The organism is Crateriforma conspicua, from assembly GCF_007752935.1.
GTDB lineage: Bacteria > Planctomycetota > Planctomycetia > Pirellulales > Pirellulaceae > Crateriforma > Crateriforma conspicua.
In genome coordinates this window covers 4,269,134-4,289,570 of sequence record NZ_CP036319.1, presented here as the reverse complement: position 1 = coordinate 4,289,570, position 20,437 = coordinate 4,269,134, and the positions used below count along the sequence as shown (strand labels likewise).

The 20,437-nt window shown below is 59.3% G+C and carries 15 protein-coding genes; 4 read left to right on the top strand and 11 right to left on the bottom strand.

Translation table 11 applies throughout. The annotated features are described in order from the left end of the window. Positions 1–57 precede the first annotated feature (57 nt). The 5 genes from Mal65_RS15585 to Mal65_RS15565 all read right to left on the bottom strand — a co-directional run bounded on the left by Mal65_RS15585 (position 58) and on the right by Mal65_RS15565 (position 6,834). Positions 58–2,466 (bottom strand): HD family phosphohydrolase, encoded by a 2,409-nt coding sequence (locus Mal65_RS15585; RefSeq protein ID WP_145299435.1) that lies wholly within the window; start codon positions 2,464–2,466, stop codon positions 58–60. Positions 2,467–2,536: 70 nt separating this feature from the next. After that, the gene (locus tag Mal65_RS15580; RefSeq protein ID WP_145299432.1) at positions 2,537–3,631 is read right to left on the bottom strand and encodes a PhoH family protein; all 1,095 of its coding nucleotides are present in this window, start codon (positions 3,629–3,631) and stop codon (positions 2,537–2,539) included. Between the two features lie 142 nt (positions 3,632–3,773). Continuing rightward, the gene (locus tag Mal65_RS15575; protein ID WP_145299430.1) at positions 3,774–4,712 is read right to left on the bottom strand and encodes a phosphatidate cytidylyltransferase; all 939 of its coding nucleotides are present in this window, start codon (positions 4,710–4,712) and stop codon (positions 3,774–3,776) included. A gap of 2 nt (positions 4,713–4,714) precedes the next feature. After that, positions 4,715–5,419, bottom strand: coding sequence for a polyprenyl diphosphate synthase (uppS, locus tag Mal65_RS15570; RefSeq protein ID WP_390621978.1), 705 nt, complete (start codon positions 5,417–5,419; stop codon positions 4,715–4,717). Between the two features lie 89 nt (positions 5,420–5,508). Beyond that, positions 5,509–6,834, bottom strand: a complete 1,326-nt coding sequence (locus tag Mal65_RS15565; protein WP_145299427.1) for an adenylosuccinate synthase — start codon at positions 6,832–6,834, stop codon at positions 5,509–5,511. A 225-nt stretch (positions 6,835–7,059) separates the two neighbouring features. Here Mal65_RS15565 and Mal65_RS15560 point away from each other — a divergent pair, with 225 nt between their 5' ends. The 4 genes from Mal65_RS15560 (at position 7,060) to Mal65_RS15545 (ending at position 12,336) form a co-directional block, all read left to right on the top strand. Then, positions 7,060–7,683: a metallophosphoesterase family protein gene (locus tag Mal65_RS15560; RefSeq protein ID WP_145299424.1), complete on the top strand. Its 624-nt coding sequence runs from the start codon at positions 7,060–7,062 to the stop codon at positions 7,681–7,683. Positions 7,684–7,795: 112 nt separating this feature from the next. Then, positions 7,796–8,215, top strand: a complete 420-nt coding sequence (locus tag Mal65_RS15555; protein ID WP_145299421.1) for a response regulator — start codon at positions 7,796–7,798, stop codon at positions 8,213–8,215. Positions 8,216–8,332: 117 nt separating this feature from the next. Further along, positions 8,333–10,603, top strand: coding sequence for a PAS domain-containing sensor histidine kinase (locus Mal65_RS15550; protein WP_145299419.1), 2,271 nt, complete (start codon positions 8,333–8,335; stop codon positions 10,601–10,603). 233 nt (positions 10,604–10,836) lie between these two features. Further along, positions 10,837–12,336: a serine/threonine-protein kinase gene (locus tag Mal65_RS15545; protein WP_145299416.1), complete on the top strand. Its 1,500-nt coding sequence runs from the start codon at positions 10,837–10,839 to the stop codon at positions 12,334–12,336. A gap of 42 nt (positions 12,337–12,378) precedes the next feature. Here the strand turns inward: Mal65_RS15545 and Mal65_RS15540 are convergent, their stop codons facing one another. The 6 genes from Mal65_RS15540 to Mal65_RS15515 form a co-directional block, all read right to left on the bottom strand. Next, entirely contained in the window at positions 12,379–13,077 is a 699-nt protein-coding gene (locus Mal65_RS15540) for a hypothetical protein (RefSeq protein WP_196784204.1), read from the bottom strand. Between the two features lie 210 nt (positions 13,078–13,287). Continuing rightward, complete coding sequence (locus Mal65_RS15535; RefSeq protein WP_145299413.1) at positions 13,288–15,336, bottom strand: trypsin-like peptidase domain-containing protein; 2,049 nt, start codon at positions 15,334–15,336, stop codon at positions 13,288–13,290. Between the two features lie 19 nt (positions 15,337–15,355). Further along, on the bottom strand, positions 15,356–16,459 hold the full coding sequence (locus Mal65_RS15530; RefSeq protein ID WP_196784203.1) for a S1C family serine protease: 1,104 nt from the start codon (positions 16,457–16,459) through the stop codon (positions 15,356–15,358). Next, entirely contained in the window at positions 16,456–18,342 is a 1,887-nt protein-coding gene (locus tag Mal65_RS15525; protein ID WP_145304957.1) for a S1C family serine protease, read from the bottom strand. The genes Mal65_RS15530 and Mal65_RS15525 overlap by 4 nt, the downstream gene beginning before the upstream one ends. A 149-nt stretch (positions 18,343–18,491) precedes the next feature. Beyond that, positions 18,492–19,001, bottom strand: a complete 510-nt coding sequence (moaC, locus tag Mal65_RS15520; RefSeq protein ID WP_145299408.1) for a cyclic pyranopterin monophosphate synthase MoaC — start codon at positions 18,999–19,001, stop codon at positions 18,492–18,494. 248 nt (positions 19,002–19,249) lie between these two features. Next, complete coding sequence (locus Mal65_RS15515; RefSeq protein ID WP_145299405.1) at positions 19,250–19,822, bottom strand: helix-turn-helix domain-containing protein; 573 nt, start codon at positions 19,820–19,822, stop codon at positions 19,250–19,252. Positions 19,823–20,437 lie beyond the last annotated feature (615 nt).

Sequence of the window (20,437 nt, the reverse complement as noted above, 5' to 3'; positions counted from 1 at the left end):
AATGATAAAGAAACCGATGGGTGAACTGGCCGTGATTACATTCGGCCAAACGATGAACTAGGCCGATTGTTGGCCGGGGTACTTGATGCGGGCGTGATAGATCGCGGTCAATGATTTGACCAAGCTTTGCCGGACACGGTGCAGCTGGCGGAAAGTCATCCCGCATTCGTCAAACTGGCCGTCGGCGACCTTCTTTTGTGCGATCGAATCGACCAGCCCTTGAATCCGCGCCGGTGTCGGATCGACCAACGTGCGGCTGGCGCTTTCCACGGTATCGGCCAGCATCAAAACGGCTGCTTCCAACGTCTTGGGTTTCGGGCCGGGATAGCGAAAGTCTTTGTCACTGACCGCTTCACGGTTGGGGTCTTCCTCGCTGCGCCGCGTCGCTTCGCGATAGAAGTATTCCACCAGCGTGGTGCCGTGGTGTTGCAGGATGAAATCGATGATCGGTTCAGGCAAATGGTGGCTGCGGGCCAAATCCGCGCCGTCTTTGACGTGCGCGATGATCACCAGCGTGCTCATCGCCGGTTGCAAGGAATCGTGCTGGTTGACCCCGCCGGACTGGTTTTCGATGAAGTATTCCGGTTTGAACATCTTGCCGATGTCGTGGAAGTACGCGCCCACACGGACCAGCAATCCGTTGGCACCGATTTCATCCGCGGCGGCTTCGGCGATCGATGCGACGTTGATGCTGTGGTTGTAGGTTCCTGGAGCGCGCTGGGCCAATCGCCGCAGCAACGGGTCACTGGCATCGCCCAGTTCCAGCAAACTGAGATCGGTCAGAACCCCGAATCCCTTTTCCACCAGCGGCAAAAACGGTGTCAGCGCGGCGGCGGGAACGACGATGCAGCAACCGGCGATCAACGCTTGTTTCAACAGATTCCAGACGACTTCGCCGAACAGCGGCCCCAGGTAAATCGGTTCCAGTCCTTGTCCCAGCGTGCCATCGGACAGCATTTGTCCGGTGACGATGCCCACGCCGACGACCGTTGCCATCGTGATCAGTGCGCTGATGCTGCCGACGTACAACAAGTGGGTCCGCGTGCGAATCCGGCCCACCAACAACGTGCACGTGGTGCAGGTGGCGGCCATCACCACCAAGTCAGAAATCGGCAAACCCAAAAACAAAGTCAGACTGACCGAGGCGGATGCCATCAACAGCAAAGCCAATTCACGACCATAGACCACCGCCGCGATCATGGACCCGACCACCAATGGAATCAACTCGGTGCGTGGGATGCTGATTCGTTGTGAAAACCAATACGCGCAACTGATCACGGCAACCATCAATGTGATCAGCTTGGCCAGTTTCCGTGGATCTTGCAGCAACCGGCGGTCATCCACGCTGTAGATGTACGCCCCGCACAGCAGATACAGCGCGATGATCAGTCCGCCGTATGCGGCCACCCTGGCGATGCGATCGCTGATGCTTAATTGGTCCAAAAGCGCCTGCCATTCGTACCGCAGCAATGACAGTTCATCCGCGGTCAGCGGTTGGCCGGCCGACGCCAATTTGGATTTGCCGGTGAACATGACGCGCATTTTGACCGGAACTTCGGCGGCCGCCTTTTGCCGCGCCATCTCGGTTTCTTCGTCGTCGTATTCCAGTGTTTCGTTTTCGGGCAAACGGGAAACGAACCAATGGACGATCATCTTTGCGACCGTTTGCACCGATTCGCTTGCGCCTTGGTCATAGCGTTGGCGAAACTCATCGCGAAGCCGCGTTTCAAATTCCTTGCCCGCTTCGGCGATACGAACGGTGCTGATATCACACGGCGTGGCATCGGCCTGTTGCCCCGGCGTAAAGACACGAATGAAACGCTGGTCGCCCTGTTCGATCGTGTGTTGGTTGGCCCGCAGCACGCCGTGCTGACGCATCGGCAGAATCGCGGACGAAATGGCACCGTCGAACTTTTTCAGTTCGGGGTCTTGAGCCAAAACACTTTTGAACAGGCTGAATCGTTCCGCCGGAGTCTCGCCGGTTTCGCTAGCTTCATCGCCTTCATAGAACGACGCGAACGCTTTACGAATGTCCGGCGGCATCGTGTCGAAAGATTCGGCACTGATGATCTTGAACAGTTCGTTGCGAAGGGCGCTTTTTAGTTGGTCGATCGGTTCCGGACGATTGACGTACATCGCCAACACGCCACGGCGGGCCATTTCACGTGCCGCTTCGGTTTTCGATTCGTCGGGGACTTCCAAACGAACCCGCGTCAACAATTCGCGATCGGGGATCATGCCGATGCGATAGGGGAACGGCGGTCGCCAGGTTTGGCAAAGCACCAACAGTGCGACGGCCCCCAGCAGTGCGATGCCGACGCGAACCGCCAGTTCGGACTTGTCGTCGTCTTGCCACCACTGGACCCATCGCGGTTTGGGCAAGCCAAGCGATTCGATGCGTTCCTTGCCGGCACGTTGCGTGTTTTGCCGTGCCTTGCCGCTGCGGGGAGGGTTCGTCGCGCTCATGCGATTGATATGGACTGGATCCGAATTCGGGTGAACCGTTGGGGGCTGTGGCCGCGGTCGGCCCGGGCGTTCAAATCGTGGGGCCGTCGGTCACCGACCCGGCGATCGGGTTGGTGTCGCTGTCGGTAACCACGTCGCTTGGTGCAGGGACCGATGATGCCGAAGGACCGCCGTGTTGCGAATCACGATCGGCGTCATAGGCTTCGACGATTTTTTGCACCAGCCGGTGACGCACAATGTCATCGCCCGTCAAGCGAACGATACCGATGTCGCCGATCCTCGACAGCCGTCGCAGGGCGTCGCGTAGTCCGCTGGTTACGCCACGTGGCAAATCCAACTGGGTCGCATCGCCACTGACGACCATCTTGCTGCGTTCGCCCATCCGAGTCAGAAACATCTTCATCTGGGCGATGGTCGTGTTCTGGGCTTCGTCCAAGATGATGAAGGCATCGTTCAGTGTGCGTCCCCGCATGTATGCCAGCGGGATGATTTCGATCACGTCTTGTTCCATCAGGTTGCGCGATTGGTCAAAGTCGACCATTTCACCCAGCGCGTCCATCAGCGGGCGTAGGTAAGGATTCAGTTTGGCGCGAAGGTCGCCGGGCAGGAACCCCAGCGATTCGCCGGCTTCGACCGCCGGGCGGACCAAGACGATTTTCCGCACCTGACCCGCCTTCAGTGCCTCCACAGCCATGGCCACCGCCAAGTAAGTCTTGCCACAGCCGGCCGGCCCGGTGGCGAACGTCAAATCGAACCGACGGATTGCGTCGACGTAACGCTGTTGGCCGGGAGTCCGCGGCTGGATCCGACGACCGGCTTGCGGAATATCAATCGGCCCATCCGGACGCGGTGTTCCGGGTGTCGTGATCGACGTTGTTTCGGCACCGGCGGTTGGCCGTTCGATTTGCGCACCGTGTTCGGTGGCCGCCGATTCCACGTCGGTCGTGCTCAGCGTTCCCTTGCGGCGAGACAAACGACGCAGGTGTTCCAGCGTTCGCGCGGCCGCATCGACGGCGTCGTCCGGGCCGGAAATTTTGATACGTCCGCTGCGGTGCGTGATCGACACGTCAAACAGACGCTTCAGTTTCCGAAGGTGTTGATCGCGGGGTCCGAACAGCGCCAACAGCTCCTCGGGATGTGCAATCGATAAAGTGGCTTCGGTCATTCAGTGGCCTGAGGGGGAAACACGGTCATCCGTGGCTAATGATTCTATACGTCGGCTGGCCGATCGGGCCAACGCTTTTCACCCGATCGGAACGGTCTGACCCTGTCACTGTGGGGGGCGTGATTGATTCGACCGTTACGATCTATCCGGCCAGACCCGCGGCGAACAACACATAGGCGGGCATCGTCGCTGCCAGAATCGAATCGGACACGTCCCAGACCCCCCCCAAACCGGGCAGCCAGTCGCCGCTGTCTTTGGCACCCGCGTCACGTTTGATCAGTGATTCGGCCAGATCGCCCAACAAGCCCGCAATCATCAGGACCGGGCCCAGCACCAGGGCTGACCACCAAGGACCTGCTGATCCGCCGCCAGGTTCGCCGATAGCCGGAATCAAATGTCGCAGACAGATGGCGGCAACAATTGTGGCGGTGATCATCCCACCGATGGCACCTTCCCAAGTCTTTCCGGGACTGAGCCGGGGGATCAGTTTGTGTCGTCCGAGGGTCTTTCCGGCGAAGTAGGCGCCGGCGTCGGCCGATTTGGTGATCGCCACCATCGACAGCACCGCCGACAGACCCCACGTCGGTGAATCGTCCGCATGCATCTGTCGGATCAGAACCAGCATCGCCATCGGCATGCCGATGTACAGCGCGACAAACGCACCGGCCATGGTTCGTTCGATCGCCCCGCGTCGTTGCCCATCGTATCGTGCCATTTCGTTGGCCATGACAACGAACACTGCGGTTACCGCGGCGACGGCGATCCAGCCGCTGTGGCCGATCTTGCAATCGACCGGATACACCATCCCACAGGCGGGCCACAGCAAGGGGACACACGTCGACAGGGTCACCATTCCGGTGGCGATCAGGCAAATCTGCGTCGATAGCGGCCGACCGCTGACGATCAACAGTCGGGTGACGTCCCAGGCCGTGCCCAGCGAAAAAAACAACAAAGCGGGCAACAACCAAACGCCCGGCAAATCGGGATGCGGGAAAGCCAAATCCAGATAGCCCAGCGTCACCAAAGCGGCGATCAAAACGGCGGACGATTTCAGCCGCGCAGCCAAGTTGTTGGTCGACATGCTTACTCGTTGACGTTCAATCCGCCGAATCGCCGTTGCCGCGAAGCAAAATCAGACACGGCCGCTTGGAAATCATCGCGTGAAAATTCGGGCCAACAGGTTTCGGTGACCCACAGTTCCGCATAGCTGATTTGCCACAACAAAAAATTGCTGATTCGCATGTCGCCGCCGGTGCGGATCAACAAATCGACTTCCGGCATCCCGGCGGTGTCCAAATGATCGGCGACCATCGATTCGGACAAGGCATCGGCCTTCAATTCGCCGGCGGCAATTTTGCTGCTGATCTGTTGAACCGCGCGTGTGATTTCGTCGCGACCGCCGTAATCGATCGCCAAGACCAATTCGGTGCCGGGGTTGTCGGCCGACATGTCCAAGGTTTTCTGCATCTCGTCCTGCACCCGTTGGGGCAAGCGGTCACGACGACCGATCGTACGAAGACGCAAACCTTGGTCCATGATCGTGCGCCGTTCTTCGATCAAGTACTGCTGCAACAAGTGCATCAGGAAGTCGAGTTCGGCTTGGGGGCGTTTCCAGTTCTCGCTGCTCAGGCAATACAGCGTCAGCGTTCCGATGCCCCACTGCGTGCACGTCTCACTGACCATACGGACGGTCGAAACACCGCGACGGTGGCCTTCGATTCGGGGCAGACCGCGCGCCTGTGCCCAGCGTCCGTTGCCGTCCATGATGATGGCGACGTGGGCGGGCAACCCGTTGTCCGCCGGGGCCGATTCCGGGCTCGGCGACGGGTTCGTTGATGCAGTGGTCGTTGACTGGTTCACGGCAGTGTCCGGTTCGATCAGTCCGCCGATGCCAACGCCAGCCCGGACGAACTGTCGGTAAAGATCGTTTGGGCGCGGTCCGGGCCGACCGACAAAATTCCGACCGGAACACCGACCAGTTCTTCGATCCAGCGGACGTAGTCCAACGCGCCGGCGGGAAATTCGTCGAACTTCCGGACATCGTCAACGGGGCTTTTCCATCCCGGCATCGTTTCCAAAATCGGTTTGCAGCGACGCAGTTCTTCGGCGTGACTGGGCACACGGTCGATTCGCTTGCCGTCCAGTTCGTAGGCCACACAGACTTTCAGTTCGTCCAAGTGAGCCAGAACGTCCATCATCATCAGCGCCAAACGGGTGACCCCGCTTAAACGTGCGGTGTAGCGGACCGCCACGGCGTCAAACCATCCGCAACGGCGCGGGCGTCCGGTGGTCGTGCCGAATTCATTGCCCAGTTCGCGGATGCGGTCGCCGATCGAATCATTCAGTTCGGTCGGAAACGGCCCGCCGCCGACACGCGTGCTGTACGCTTTGCAAACGCCGATCACGGTATTGATGTGCTTGGGCGGGACACCGGCACCGGCACACACGCCGACGCCGCTGCTGTTACTGCTGGTGACAAATGGGTACGTCCCGTGATCGATGTCCAGCAAAGCGCCTTGGGCACCTTCGAACAGGATTCGCCGGTTCGCTTCGGCTTCGTCCAACAGAAAATCGGTCGTGTCGCCGATCATGCCGTCCAATCGCTCCGCCCACGATGCGGCCAGTGCGACCACGTTGTCCGGGGCGATTTCGGCCAAGTCTTCTTCGGTCGCACCCAAGCCCTTTAACATCTGGACCTTCTGTTGGGCGACGGTCCGGATGCGATCGTCCCGGCATTCCTGATTCAGATCGGCCATGCGGATCGCATGGGTCCGACCGACCTTGTCGCGATAACAGGGACCGATCCCGCGATTGGTCGTGCCAATCGATTCACCGCGAACCTCCGTCGCGTTGATCGTCGCGTCTTCCAAGCGGTGCCAGGGCATCACCAGGTGAGCACGTTCGCTGATTCGCAGGTTCTTTCGGCAATCCACGCCGCGGGCCGCCAGGGCATCAATTTCATCCAGCATGGTTGCCGGATTGATGACCACCCCGGGAGTGATCAAATTCTGGACGCCGGCATGCAAAATCCCACTGGGGATATGGTGCAGCTTGTACGTTTCATCACCCGCCACAACGGTATGTCCGGCATTGGCACCGCCCTGGTAGCGGACGACCAGGTCGAACCTCGGGGCCAGCAAATCCACCAATTTTCCTTTGGCTTCATCGCCCCACTGCAACCCGATCACACAAGTTCCCGACACGCACCCGGCCTCCGGACCAACAAATTTTGGTTTTGGGTTTTTCGGCCGCGTCACGCACCCTGTTTCGGGGCCCGGCCGCGGCGAATGGCAAAAACCGAAAAGCCTAGGCGGATCATTGTTCCCTGGCAAGGATCCACCCGCCACGGAAGATGCGAAACATCGCCGGGGCGGCATCAAATCACGCCCCTGGAACAGAAGCCGATGTGCGGCGATCATGCACCCATCATGACAGCGAACCTGAAAATTCTGTGCTTTAGCGATCTGCACCGTAACCAGGACGCCGCCCGGCAACTGGTGCGAATGGCCGACGATGTCGATTTCGTGGTGGGCGCCGGGGATTTCGCCAACCGCCACGAAGGATTGGCTGACACTCTGGACATCTTGGCCGCCATCGATCGTCCCGCGGTTCTGGTCCCCGGCAACGGCGAAACGGTGGATGAATTGGCCGCGGCGGCGGCGAACTGGAAATCCGCCCGCGTGCTGCACGGCAATGGCTGCGAAATCGATGGTGTGTCGTTCTGGGGCGTCGGCGGCGGCATTCCCGTGACACCGTTTGGTGACTGGAGCTATGACTTTGACGAAGACCAGGCCGCCGAAATGCTGGGCGGCTGTGGCAAGGTGGACGTTTTGGTCGTTCATTCGCCGCCACTGGGGATCGTCGACCATGATTCCGCCGGCAAAGTCCGCGGCAGCGCATCGATCTTGGACTGTGTCCAGCGGAACGAACCAAAACTGGTCGTTTGTGGGCACATCCACAGCAGCTGGACACGTCGCGAAACGGTGGGGCCGTCCACGGTGCTGAACGCGGGCCCCGGTGGCATCACGATGCAAATCGGCGTCGAATCATGATTTTCTCGATCGGGCTTTCCGGCGGCGGTGCTGCGAATTCGTTCCGTGATGCGGCGGGACACCCGACGCGGGATACTGGCGAAATCGCAAGCCTGATGAACACCGATGGCGAATGAATAAGCTGAGCATCCTGTTGGTCGAAGACGACGAGATCGACGTCATGTCGTTTCGCCGTGGCATGCGCAAATACGGAAACGACTGTCCGTTGGTCGTCGCCGCTCACGGTGAAGAAGCACTGCGGATATTGCGTGGCAGTCACCCGGACAAATCGATCGAGCCGCCGATGTTGATCTTCATCGACGTCAACATGCCGGTGATGAGCGGTGCGGAGTTCTTGCGGGAACTGCGTGGCGACCCGGCGTTCGCCGCCACGGTCGTGTTCATGCTCAGCACGTCGGATCATCCGGTCGATCGACGCGCCGCGTATGAGCAACACATCGCCGGGTACATCTTGAAACAAGATCTGGGCGACAGTTGTCAGAACCTACACGAGCTGATCGCTCTTTACCGTCGCATCATGTTGTTGCCCTAGCGACCAGGTGACCTTTGATCGACGCCGGTTGATCGGCTCCGAAAAATGTGGTCGGATCATTCCTGGTTGGATCCGCCATGTTCGCGGTCCCGGTACGGTTTTGGGGCATGAAACCCGATGCAATCGCTTCGCGAATACTTGAACGCTGCCCCCGACCTGGTTTACCAGGCATTGGATCTGGCCACCGCAGGCTTTTACGTGTGCCCGATTTCGGATCCATCGGGTGCCGGGCAAGCTCGTGAAGCTCGTTCTGCGGACGCGAATTCATGCGGCCGTTTGACCGATGTTTTCTTTTCCAAGCGGGCGTTCGCATCGCTGGGCCGCCCCATTCCCGACAATGACCTATGGCAAACCTGGGTCAGTCTGATTCATCCCGAAGATCGTCAACGTGTCGTTGATGAAATCAAACATGCGATGAACCAGACGTCTGCGACAGTGTTGATCGAATATCGGTTGCTCCGTGACGACGGTTCATATCGCTTCACCCGTGAATCGGGAAAGACGGTGCGTCCCGATCAGCTCGGGCGCACGTGTTACTTGGGTGTGCTTTCGGACATTGATCGCCAGGTCGAATTCGAACGACGATTGATTCGCCAGAACCACGACACGCAAACGATTCTGGATACGATCCCCACCTGCATTTGGGTCAAAGACGAACATTCGCGGATCGAACGCATCAATCGTGCCGCCGCGGAGGGAACGGGGCTGCCGCCGGAACAGATCGTCGGAAAACTGACCCGCGACGTATACCCGACCGAAGCCAAACGGTTCGAAGAAACCGATGCGACGATCATGCAGGGCGACATGGTTCGGGCGGTGCCGGAAAAACTGGTCCATCGTGACGGTTCGTTTCGCAACATGTTGATCGACAAATACAAGTTGCAATGCGATGCCGATTCGCGGGCACGCATTTTGGTCGTCGGAAGCGATGTCACCGAATTGGTTTCGACGCAGCGGGCGATGGCAAAAAGCGAAGCGTTGTTTCGCACCATGTTCGACAGCAGCCCGATCGGAATGTTGTTGGTCGGCAACGATGGCATGATCCGCTTGGCGAACGAACGATGCCAAGCGATGTTCGGCTATCAGGACGGCGATCTGATCAATCATTCGATCGAACAGTTGGTGCCGCTGTCTTCACGGGGCGCGCATCGTCGACATCGTGACACGTTTTCTTCCGTCCCCGAGGGCCGACGACGCGGAGACGTTCGGCATTTGCCCGCGGTACGCAAAGATGGTTCCAAGTTTGTCGTCGATGTATGGCTGACCAATGTTTCGGTCGACAATCAGGTGATGACGTTGGCAAGCGTTTCGGACGTGACCGAGCAAGCGAATACCGAAACCAGATTGAAGTTGGCCGTCGAAGTGGGCAACGTCGGTTTCTGGGAAACCGATCCCAACACGGGACGCGTCGAGTTGTCGCCTCAGGCCCTGCGGCAAATGGGCATCACGGAACCGATCACCGACGTGCAGGGATTTTTGGATCGGCTGCATCCCGATGACAGGGAAGCCACTTTAAAGGCGTTCGACGATCACGTGCGAGGCGATTTGCCGATCTACGAAGCAGTGTTTCGATTGCTTCACGTCGATGGCGATTACCGCTGGGTGATTTCACGTGGGATCTGCATTCGTGATGACGATGGCGTTGCCCAGCCGGCGGTCGGCTTTCATATCGACATCACCGAACAGCAAGAGATGAAACTGGAACTGGAACGCAGCAACCAGGACTTGGACCGTTTCGCCTACATCGCTTCACATGATTTGAAGGCTCCGTTGCGGGGGATTCAGAACATCGTCGGTTGGTTGAAGGAAGATCTGGACGATCAAGCCGACCCCGACATCGATGACCACTTGCGGTTGCTGACGACCCAAGCCGATCGGATGAACCGCTTGCTGGACGATCTGTTGCAATACGCACGGATCGGACGCGAATCGGTCGCGGTACAGGATGTCGATCTGGCGAAAACGGTTCCCGAACTGTTTCAATTCATTTCTCCGCCGCCACACATCCGTTTGGAAATCCCGGGTGACTTGCCGACGTTCCAGACAGCGCGAGCCCCGTTGGAACAAGTCATTCGGAATTTGTTCACCAATGCGGTCCAGCATGCCGGGTCGCAGAATGACCGGATCGCGTTTGATTGCCGGCGGGACGGGGAGTTTTATTGCTTCCGCGTCCGCGATTGGGGCAAAGGTGTCCCCGCAGAATATCACGAAAAAGTGTTCCAGCTTTTCCAGTCGATCACCCCGCGTGATCGACAATCGGGAACCGGTTTGGGGTTGGCTCTGGTGCGTCGTTTGGTCGAACAAGCCGGCGGCCGCGCTTGGGTGGAATCGCCCCAAGACGGCGGGGCAGCATTCGGTTTCACTTGGCCGGTGAAATACCGCGTCTGACGGTGTCGTTTTCGGTCAATCATCGACCGACGGTTTTTAACGATCGATCCGAATGGACCAATTGTCCGGCTTCCCAGATGCGGGTCGCCTTCGAATCACAGGGCGTGCGGATTTCTGCCCGATCGATTCGTGGCGGACCGTGTGTATGATGGGTTTCAAATCAATGAGGGAAGTGCGAAAGGTGTTTCCCGACAGCTCCCATACGCCACCGGCCGGAACCGACATATTTCATCATGAGCGATTTGACCGCCGAAGATTTCGCCATGCGAGTGATCGACCATGGGCTGGCCGAACGCCGTGAGGTCAATCAGGCGATCAGCGACCTGGGCGTTGGTGAACTGACGCTGGACGACGCCGTTTCGGCGCTGCAAAAGCGTGGACTGGTGACCACGTTGCAGACCGAAAAAATCATGCGGGGCGACCGCTCGGGATACTTTTTCGGTGACTACAAGGTCCTGTATTTGATCGGTGCCGGTACCTTCGCCCGGGTGTATCGCGCTGAAAAGGACGACCAGGTTTTTGCGGTCAAAGTCCTGCGAAAACGCTTTCGCGACGAAGTCAAAGAACTGGAACAGTTCCTACGCGAAGGCAACATGGGCTTGAAGCTGCGGCACCCCAACATCGTTCGCATTTTTGACGTCGTGCCCGACAAGCGGAATCCGTTCTTGGTGATGGAGTTCGTCGAAGGACAAACGCTTCGGGATCTGGTCCGGATTCGGGGCAAGCTGCCGCCCGAATTGGCGTTGCGATTGATGTACGAAATCAGCAGCGGACTGGACTATGCGGCGTCGCTGGGGATTTCCCACCGTGACTTGAAGTTGTCCAACGTGCTGACGACCGCCGACGGCAAGGCCAAGCTGGTCGACTTTGGTTTGGCCGCGCTCAGCGACCGCAACAACCCCGAGGAAATCGCGGATTGCCCCAACGCGCGGGCGATCGACTATGCCGCATTGGAACGTGGAACGGGAGTCCGAAAAGACGATCCACGCAGCGATATCTTTTTTGCCGGCAACATGCTGTACCACATGTTGGCCGGCCGGCCGGCGTTGACGGAAACTCGTGACCGCTTGGCACGGCTAAACGTGTCGCGGTTCCAAGAAATCACTCCGCTGCATGATTTGGTTCCCGACATTCCCGGGGTGGTCAATCATCTGGTCCAGCGTGCGATGACTTTCCGACCCGACAAGCGGATCCAGTCGGCCCGGCAATTGATGGAAGAATCCAAGCGGGCGATGGAACAACTGGCCGCCGGAGATCGACGCCGCGTGGATGAATATAGCGTGGCCAGCGATACGCCCGACGACGATGAAACGGGCCCGTCCAACGAGGGCGAAGGTTACGTCGTGATGTTGGTAGAATCCAAGATCGCATTGCAAAACGCGGTTCGCGAACGCTTGAAATCCAAGGGCTATCGTGTCTTGGTGATCAGCGACCCCAACCGCGCGCTGGGGCGTTTCGTCGAAGGCGAAGACAAGCCCGCGGACTGTGTGATTTTCGGCGCCGCGGAATTGGGATCACTGGCCGTTGAAGCGTACAACCGATTCGCGACCGACGAACACACCTGTGAGATCCCGTCGATCTTGTTGGCCGATCGTCGCCAAGAACAGATCATTCGCCAAGCCCGACGCGGACCCAATCGCAAGCTGTTGGCGTTGCCGCTGAAGGTCCGTGAACTGCGTGCCGCGTTGGTCAAACTGTTGGCATCGGTGCCACGCCGCGAGATGGGTTACTAGCGGCCGATGCAATGCGGACCGAACGGATCGGTTCGAAAGCGATCAGTAGCTTGATGCGTGCGGAACGCTGGTGATTTCTGCCGCACGACTGCGGAAGATCTGGCGTGTGCGGGCCGGTCGGTACGGTTTAGCCAAGTGACGTTGGGTGGTGCCCTGTCCGACGATCACACTGCCGTCGCTGATCACCGACCCATCGGCGATGTGTCCACCGCCACAAGTTGCACAGCCGCCACAGGATTCGACGCCGCAAGCGGGTTCCATGCCACAGGCCGGTTCGACGCCACAGTCACACGCCGTTTCACAACCGCAACTGCTTCCGGCGTACAGCGCACCGTGCCCCATCGGCACTTGGCAACTGTCACACCCGCCGTCGCATCCGCCATCGCAACGATATCCCCAAAGATGGGCGATACCACCGAAAACGCTGCGGCATTTGCCACACGATTGGCCGTTGTAGTTGCCACAAACATCGCACGGATCACAGGCATTGGCGGGATGGTTGATCCACGGGTCGATGTACAATTCGCCACAGTCGCTGCAGCTTTGACAGCCGGTGTTGGCGTGTCCCAACATGATCGGCCCGCCGGCATCGCATCCGCCCGAATCGCAACCCATCGGCCCGCATCCCATGGGGCCGACGCAGCCGGTGATGCCGGCGAAGCTGAACAGAGCCAGGGCTCCGGCGATCAGGGTGATTCGCGATCGGATCGCGAAGCGATATTGGTTCGAAACGACAGTCATGGCGGCGGCCCTGTCCGTGGCTGGGGTGGATCGTGACACAATCCAGATCGGCCAAACGACCGTCACAATCCAGAAAAACCGCCCAATCGATACAGATTCCCGCCGGGTTTCACGGTCGCCCCATGACGGATCCAGCGTCCATTGAACGCCGTTTTCGCTAGATGCCAGCCTTCGCCTGCTGATGCCAGCCCGCGTCAGCGACCCTGACGATCAGATCGCTTGTAACCGCCGCACCCAACCCAAAAGTCCGGCACGGTCCAGTGGTTTGCCGTTGATGATCGCGTAGCCGGCGCGTCGCAGGGCCGTACCCCAGGTGGGCAGCGAATCGTCATCACTGATGGGCAACAGGACGTGCACCGCCGTTTCAGGATCGTTTTCCTTGACGCGAATGGCGGGAGGACGCGTCTTGTCCGATAAAGCGATCCCGCCAAATCGGTGGACCAGAGAAAGTCCTGCGGCCAACGCCATCGCGTCGGCCGGCCCGGCGTCACCACCGATTGCACCGGAGACGGATCCGATGGCGACCGCCGTTGATGCGACGCCCGTTCGTTTCATCACCGCGGCGGCAATCCGATCGATCAGGTCAATTTCTTTTGGTTTCCAACCTTGGTCCGATTCCGCAGCGACCACACATACAACCACACCCGATTGCTTGGCCGCTTCGGTCCAAGCTTCGATGGCCTTTTCCGGTGGCGGGTCACCCGGTGGTTGCAAAGCGACAAACAAACCCAACGGCCGTCCCGTTTCCGAATCCTCGGCCGACGGTGCCAGCACAACCGCCGCATTGGGGACGTCGGGCAGCTTCAATGGTTCTGCGGCCCATTCGGTGTCGTTCCAATCGCCGGCCCAAGACTTCGGAGTCTTGCCGGTGATCGGGCCAGCGACCGGATTCGTTTGAATGGAAAGTTCCAGCGGCCCCGCGTCGGACTGTTCGCCATCGGTCTGACGCATCACCTTGAACGTCGTCGGTTGATCGGGCGAAGCCGTCACCACCAAACGTCGCAGCGTTTCAATGTCGATGTCATCGATCTTTCCGGCGGCGACGATACGGTCACCGACTTGGAAGGTCTTCGCGGCCGGGGAATCGGGGATCACATCATCGACAATGACACCCTGCGATTGTGCTTCGTCCTGGTCGGTACCTGACTGGTCGGCCGGTGATCTTGCGATGATGCCGAGTCGTTGCGGTTGCAGCGGCGGGATGTTGTCGGCCAATTGAATCTGGACGTCGACGACCTGACCATCGCGTTGCACCGAAACGTCGACCGTGTCGCCGGCGTCATAGGGTCCCAAAGCTTCTTTGATCTGTTGAAAACGTTGAACGTCGCGACCGGCCACTTTCGTGACCACGTCACCGGCGATCAGCCCGGCTTGCTCGGCAGGTGAACGCAAGCGTACCGAAGCCAACGTGGTGTCATTGTCATACGGATCTTTGGATTTGGGGACCAAGCCCAGCAAGCCCTTGCGGATGTCGTCACCGGACTTCAAACGTTGCAGTTTTTCGGTGATCACGCCGGCAGTAATCGCGAATGCAATTCCCGCGTCGTACCAACTGGTTTCTTCTTCGGCGCCACCGACGGCCACCGCGGGGATGACGATCCCCAAAACGTGTCCGTTCAGATCGATTAGCGGGCCACCATAGAACGACGGGCTGACACGAGCGTCGGTCTGAATCGCGATGCCTTCCAATCGTGAAAGCGCGCTCAAAATTCCGGTGCTGACCAGTGGTGATCCATCGGTGCCATAACGTCCCATCGCGATGGTCGTTTGTCCGACTTGCATCGATGGCGGCGACGACAGATCCGCCGGGATTAAGGTCTGGTCGGCGTCGATCTTCAACAACACCAGGTTTCGGTGGTGGTCGGTCGCAATGACTTCGGCGGCATGACGTGACCCGTCGTCCAGTCGAATCAACAGACTGGCGGCATTCGCTTTGGTCACCAAGTTGGAGGTCAAAATGTAGCCGTCGCCATCGACAATGATCCCCGTGGTGGGAGCATCGGCGCGGACTTCGTCGCCCGCGGAATCGGCCGTGCCGATCGGCTGGACGGTCACAACGGATTGCCAAAGCGGATCGCAGGCCTCGCGGACGCTGGACGCCATCGCGGTTTGAAACTGCAAACGTTGCGCGGTGGATGATGTGCCTTGGGCGTCCGTGGTATTTCCGTCCGCCAACATCAAGACGACGACGGCCAGAAGGGTCGCCGAAATGGCCGAGTGAACACCAGCGGGCAATGAATTCCGTAAGATCAATCGCATGTGCAAAGGCGTCGTTTCATCAAGGCTGGATCGTGACGGGAATGATTCGTGTGCCACGCTGGATCGTCAATTGGACTTTGTCGCGTCGGTCGATTCGGCGCAACTGGTCTTTCAGGCTGGCTTGGCCATCGATGCGACGACCGTTGATCATCAGTAGCAAGTCGTCGGGACGCAGCTCGGATTTGGCTCCCGGCGACTTGGCGATGACTTCGTCGACAAATGCGGGCGTTTTCTCCAAGACATCCGGCACCAAGACCAGACCGAGGGTTTCCAGATTGTGGGATCGATCACGATCCAAAATCGGATCCGATTCGTCGGGCACCACTGATTCGCGACCGGCGACGATGTCATCGACGGCTGTCTTGATCACGGAGATCGGAATCGCATAGTTCAACCAAACACCGGTTTCGGAGTCACGCAGTTCTTTGCCCAACATCGCGACCAAGCGTCCGTCCGGGGCCACCAACGCGCCACCGGCCGCCCCAGGGTTGTTGGCGATCAAATCCAACACAAATACTTTGCCGCGGTAGGGTGTTTTGAAATTGCCGCGGCCGGCATCCAGACGCGCGATGGCCGCGATGGTCCCCTGCATCACGCTGGCGGGTTCGTTGCCCGTCGCCACGCCGAACAGGTTGCTGACCGCCAAGACGGGATCACCGATCGCAGGTTCGATCCATGTGGTCGATTCGTCGGGTTCATCGCCTGTGCCGGGCAAGGGAAAGTAGTCCAAGCCGTCGACATCGATTTTCAGCACCGCCAATTCCAACGCCGGTTGGAATCCGACGATCTTGGAATCAAAGCGTCGGCCGTCATCGGTCACGACGATGGGCTCGACGTCCAACACATAGCTCCACGCCGTGGCGACATGTCCGAACGGCGATACCAGAAACCCGCTTTGATAGGCTTCCAATCCGCGTTTGCCGCCAGCCCCATAGATTTTGACCACCCGTTTCTGTGCTTCGCGGGCCAAGTCGTGCATTGTCGGCGGCTGAGCGTTTGATGGGCTGGCCGACCAAGCGAACATCAGACTTAACGCGAAAGCGACGCATGCCATCCCACGCATACCGATTGTCGCCGTGGATGTGCCGATGTTTATCCGATCGTTGTGCTTACGCGTGATCACGACGCATCCTCCTTTTGATCATCTGATGCATTGGCGGCCGGCGACTGCGCGTCGGCCTTGGGATCCGGCGCACTGGTCCAGCTGTCGACGTTGATTCGCAGAACACTGTCGGTGCCGAAACGCAGGTCCAAGACGGCCGGCACGTTTTCGTCTTGGGAATCGCCGTATTGCAGCCACAGTTCCGCCGGATCGGTGTCACGGTCGGCGAAGACCTCCACCGCTTCCAGGGTGCCCGTTTCGGGATGCGACAGCCAACGCGTTTCGGTATCGCTTCGCATCCCCAGCAAACAATCACGCAGCGGACGTTCACCCGCCAACGGCATGGTGCCCATGAAGTAGGTTTCGCCAAAGCGCGCGGGGCCATCGGCTAGGATGCGCCGCCATGAATCCAGGGTAACAAGCAGTGCCGAATAGTCACCCGAATCGATCGCGTCATAGCGGTCCGATGCCGTGGTCAGTTCCGCGGAATCGTCGCCCACGATCAATGCGGTGCGATCGACGGCGATCCGAATCTGGACGTCTTGCGGCCGTGGTTGATCGGTCTGGCCGGTGATCACCCAAACGTCTTCCGCTTGGACCTGGCCGGTCGGTGATTGACGGATCAACTGGTTCACGACGCGATCGGTTTCCAATTGATTGAAATAGCCATTGGCGAATCCGCGACGACGCTGGATCCTCTGCTTTGCCACCGGCGGAATGTCGGAACCCGCGTCGGCCGAACCGTGGGGATGACCGTGTGGGTCACGCTGTTTCGGTTGCTCCGGTGCATCGGATGGTTCGTCATCCGATGGTTCTGCATCGCGATCGTTCGGTGCTTTTTCCGGTGCCGGTCGTGGCGGCGGCGGTGGCAAAGCGGCCTGCATCTTTTCCAGCAATTCGTCTTGTTGGTGCACGCTGGAAAGGCGGACCAGTGTTTCCACGGTTTCGCCGTCTTGTTCAAAAGCGATCTTGATTCGCCACTGCGCCGGGATGGTGGCCAAGACGTTTTGCAGTTCGTTTGCGGTGACCACCGGCCGACCGTCGACTTCCAAAATCTCGGATCCGTAACGCAAGCCACGACGATAGGCGTCACTGCTTTCCAAAATATTGGTCACCACCACACCGGCATCGGGATCGGTCGAAACGGTCGCGCCAAGCGTGGCGTGGTCGACGATGCGGCCACTGTGTAGGTATCCCAAAAAGTTTTGTGCTTGGCGGATGGAAATCGCATAGCCGACGCCGACGTTGACGCGACTGCGTTTTTCAAAACTGCACCGTCCGATGATGCCCAACAGTCGGCCGGAAACGTCGTACAACGGGCCGCCGGAATTGCCCGGATTGATCGATGCATCGGTTTGCAAACAGTCGCCGTATTCCAATAACGTTCCGCTGGGATACTGGTATCGTCCGACGCCGCTAAGGATTCCCCAGGTCACGGTGGGTTGCAGATCGGTGGCCAGCAAAAACGGGTTACCGATGGCCATGCACCAATCGCCCGGTCGTGCGGCCATGCTGTCGCCGATCTCGGCAACGGGAAAGTCATTGCGTCCCAGCAACTGGATCATCGCCAAATCGCCCACCGGGTCGATCCCAACGATCACGGCGTCATAGATGTTGCCGTCGCTCAGCCCGCACCGCATGTATTCCCCGGCCGGGCTGGTCACGTGAAAGTTGGTCAGCGCGAAACCGTCGGGCGAAATCAGCACGCCGCTGCCACCGCCCGCACCACCGGGGACAAAAACGCTGACGGCCGAAGGCATCGCTTTGGCGATTGCGGCGATCCGGTCCGCTTCGGCCTGTCGCACCGGTTCGGGCAATTCGGCTGACGCATCGGGCGGGGCGAAACCGTCCGTGGCTAAACCAAGCGAACCGAAAAGGCACAGGAACAAGATACGCTGGAACATTCGACGCCCGGGTTGGATCGGAAACGGCGTGACGGTGGACACGTCCGCTTCATATTGTGGCGTCTGGGAACCGTCCTGTCATGCGTGACCACGACCAAGGCGGATCAGAAACGCATTGCCGCGATGTCATGGCGAACAGAAGGCCGGCGTTACGGCGTCCGGGGGTCACGCGGCGGTGCGTGATAGTCGCCTGACTTTCCACCCGATTTGTGGATCAGCCAAATCGGCCCGATCGTCATCCCACGCTCGATCGATTTGGCCATGTCATAGACCGTCAAGCATCCGACCGACACCGCCGTCAGGGCTTCCATTTCCACGCCCGTCTTTCCCGACGTCTTGACCGTCGCGTCGCAAACCAAACGCACCAAACGGTCGCCATCGGTCGTTTCCCGTCCGGACCACTGGAACGTCACGTCGACCGATTCTACGGCGATGCTGTGGCACAGCGGGATCAGATCCGGCGTTCGTTTGGCAGACTGGATCGCGGCCAATTGGGCGACCGTGACCACATCGCCTTTGGCGGTGTCCGCGTTGCGAATGCGATCGGCGGTTGCGGTCGACATCGTGATCACGCCGCGGGCGGTTGCGGTGCGGACGGTCGGCGGTTTGGCGGAAACGTCGACCATCCGCGGGTCGCCGTCGGGTGAAAAGTGGGACATTGGATCGTAGGTGACGGGTGGTCGGGTAACGGGGAGACGGGTTACAGGTGGACAGGTATTGGGTGGACGGGAGGAGGGTGTTTTGGGGCGGTGGAGTGATGGCGGCGCATAAAAAAACGCCACTCGACCGCGGCAGTCGAGTGGCGTCTTTGTAGTCGACGAGGCATTCAGGATCTTAGCGAACCGAAGCGGTCGAAGTCATGCGACGGTTCGTTTCAGGCAGCCGTGTCCCGGCGAAAGGGTTGGGCTCAGACGAGCTCTTTACGAGCACCGACCAGCGTTCGCAGACGTTCGGCCAACAAGTGGGCGTCGAACGGCTTCTTGAACGTTTCGTTGATGCTGCTGCGATCGAAGCTCATCGGCTGACCGTCATCGGGCAGCAGAGCGATCAGGACGATATCAGTGAAGTCGATGTTCTTGCGCAGGTTTTGGCAAATCTGCACGGCTTCGATCTTGCCGATCGAAAAGTCGACGATGATACAGTCCGGGCTGAAGCTTTCGGCTTGAATTCCCGCTTCGAAACCGCTGGCGGCCACGGCCACTTTGAACGATTTTTCCGGGGGCAGTTCACGCTTCAAGTTTTCGATCAGAACCTGATCTTGAGCGACGATCAGGCACTTGGCCATCGCCTCGTCCTCCAAGTCGCCCAGCGGCATGCCGTGCTCCTTGAGGAACTTGATCAGATACTCACGCGGGATACGGCGGTCCTGGGATCCAGGAATGCGGTAACCTTTCAAACGTCCCGAATCGAACCACTTCGATACGGTCCGTGGTGCTACTTTACAGATCTTGGCGACCTGTCCAGTTGTGAAGACCTTCATACTAGGTACTCCATAACGCCTCGTTGAATATTCCCTTGGGACAATGGTGCGTCGGTAACCATTGTCCTGTGGCCCTGTCTCGCAATTTCACATCCAACGACGATCGGTCCTGATCGATCGCACCGCACAACCGGTGGGTTTGGCGACGGTAAAGTTGAATGATTCATCACGCTGGGTCTGGGCCTGCCGGCTCGCGTCCTGCAAGACGCTCCCCGAACGGGATCCTCGCGGTTTTTGGTTGTCACAAGTCAATTCGACCGCGTCATTGAACGTGGCCGCTTGCGGGGCAGAAGCTGTGACAGAAAACCGTGGTGCGGGTGCTTGGTGTCGACGTGATCTCGATCCTTCGGCGGTCGACGACTTTGGGTGAAAGTCGCACGGTCGCGTCTGAAACGTTTCACGCCGACGCACGTCGCGTCGGTGTTCTGCGTTCGTCACTCGTTTTCTGTCCCCGTCCACAACCCGGCAAAAGGTCATGGCCAACGGACGAGGCCGCGTGTCACGAATGCGTTCCCAGATTCCCCCCTGGGTGATCCGAAGCGTTTGACTGCCACCTGCCTGTCCCGGTTCCCATGCGGCGTCTCGGACGAAGTTCCCGAGAAACAAAGGCGGCCG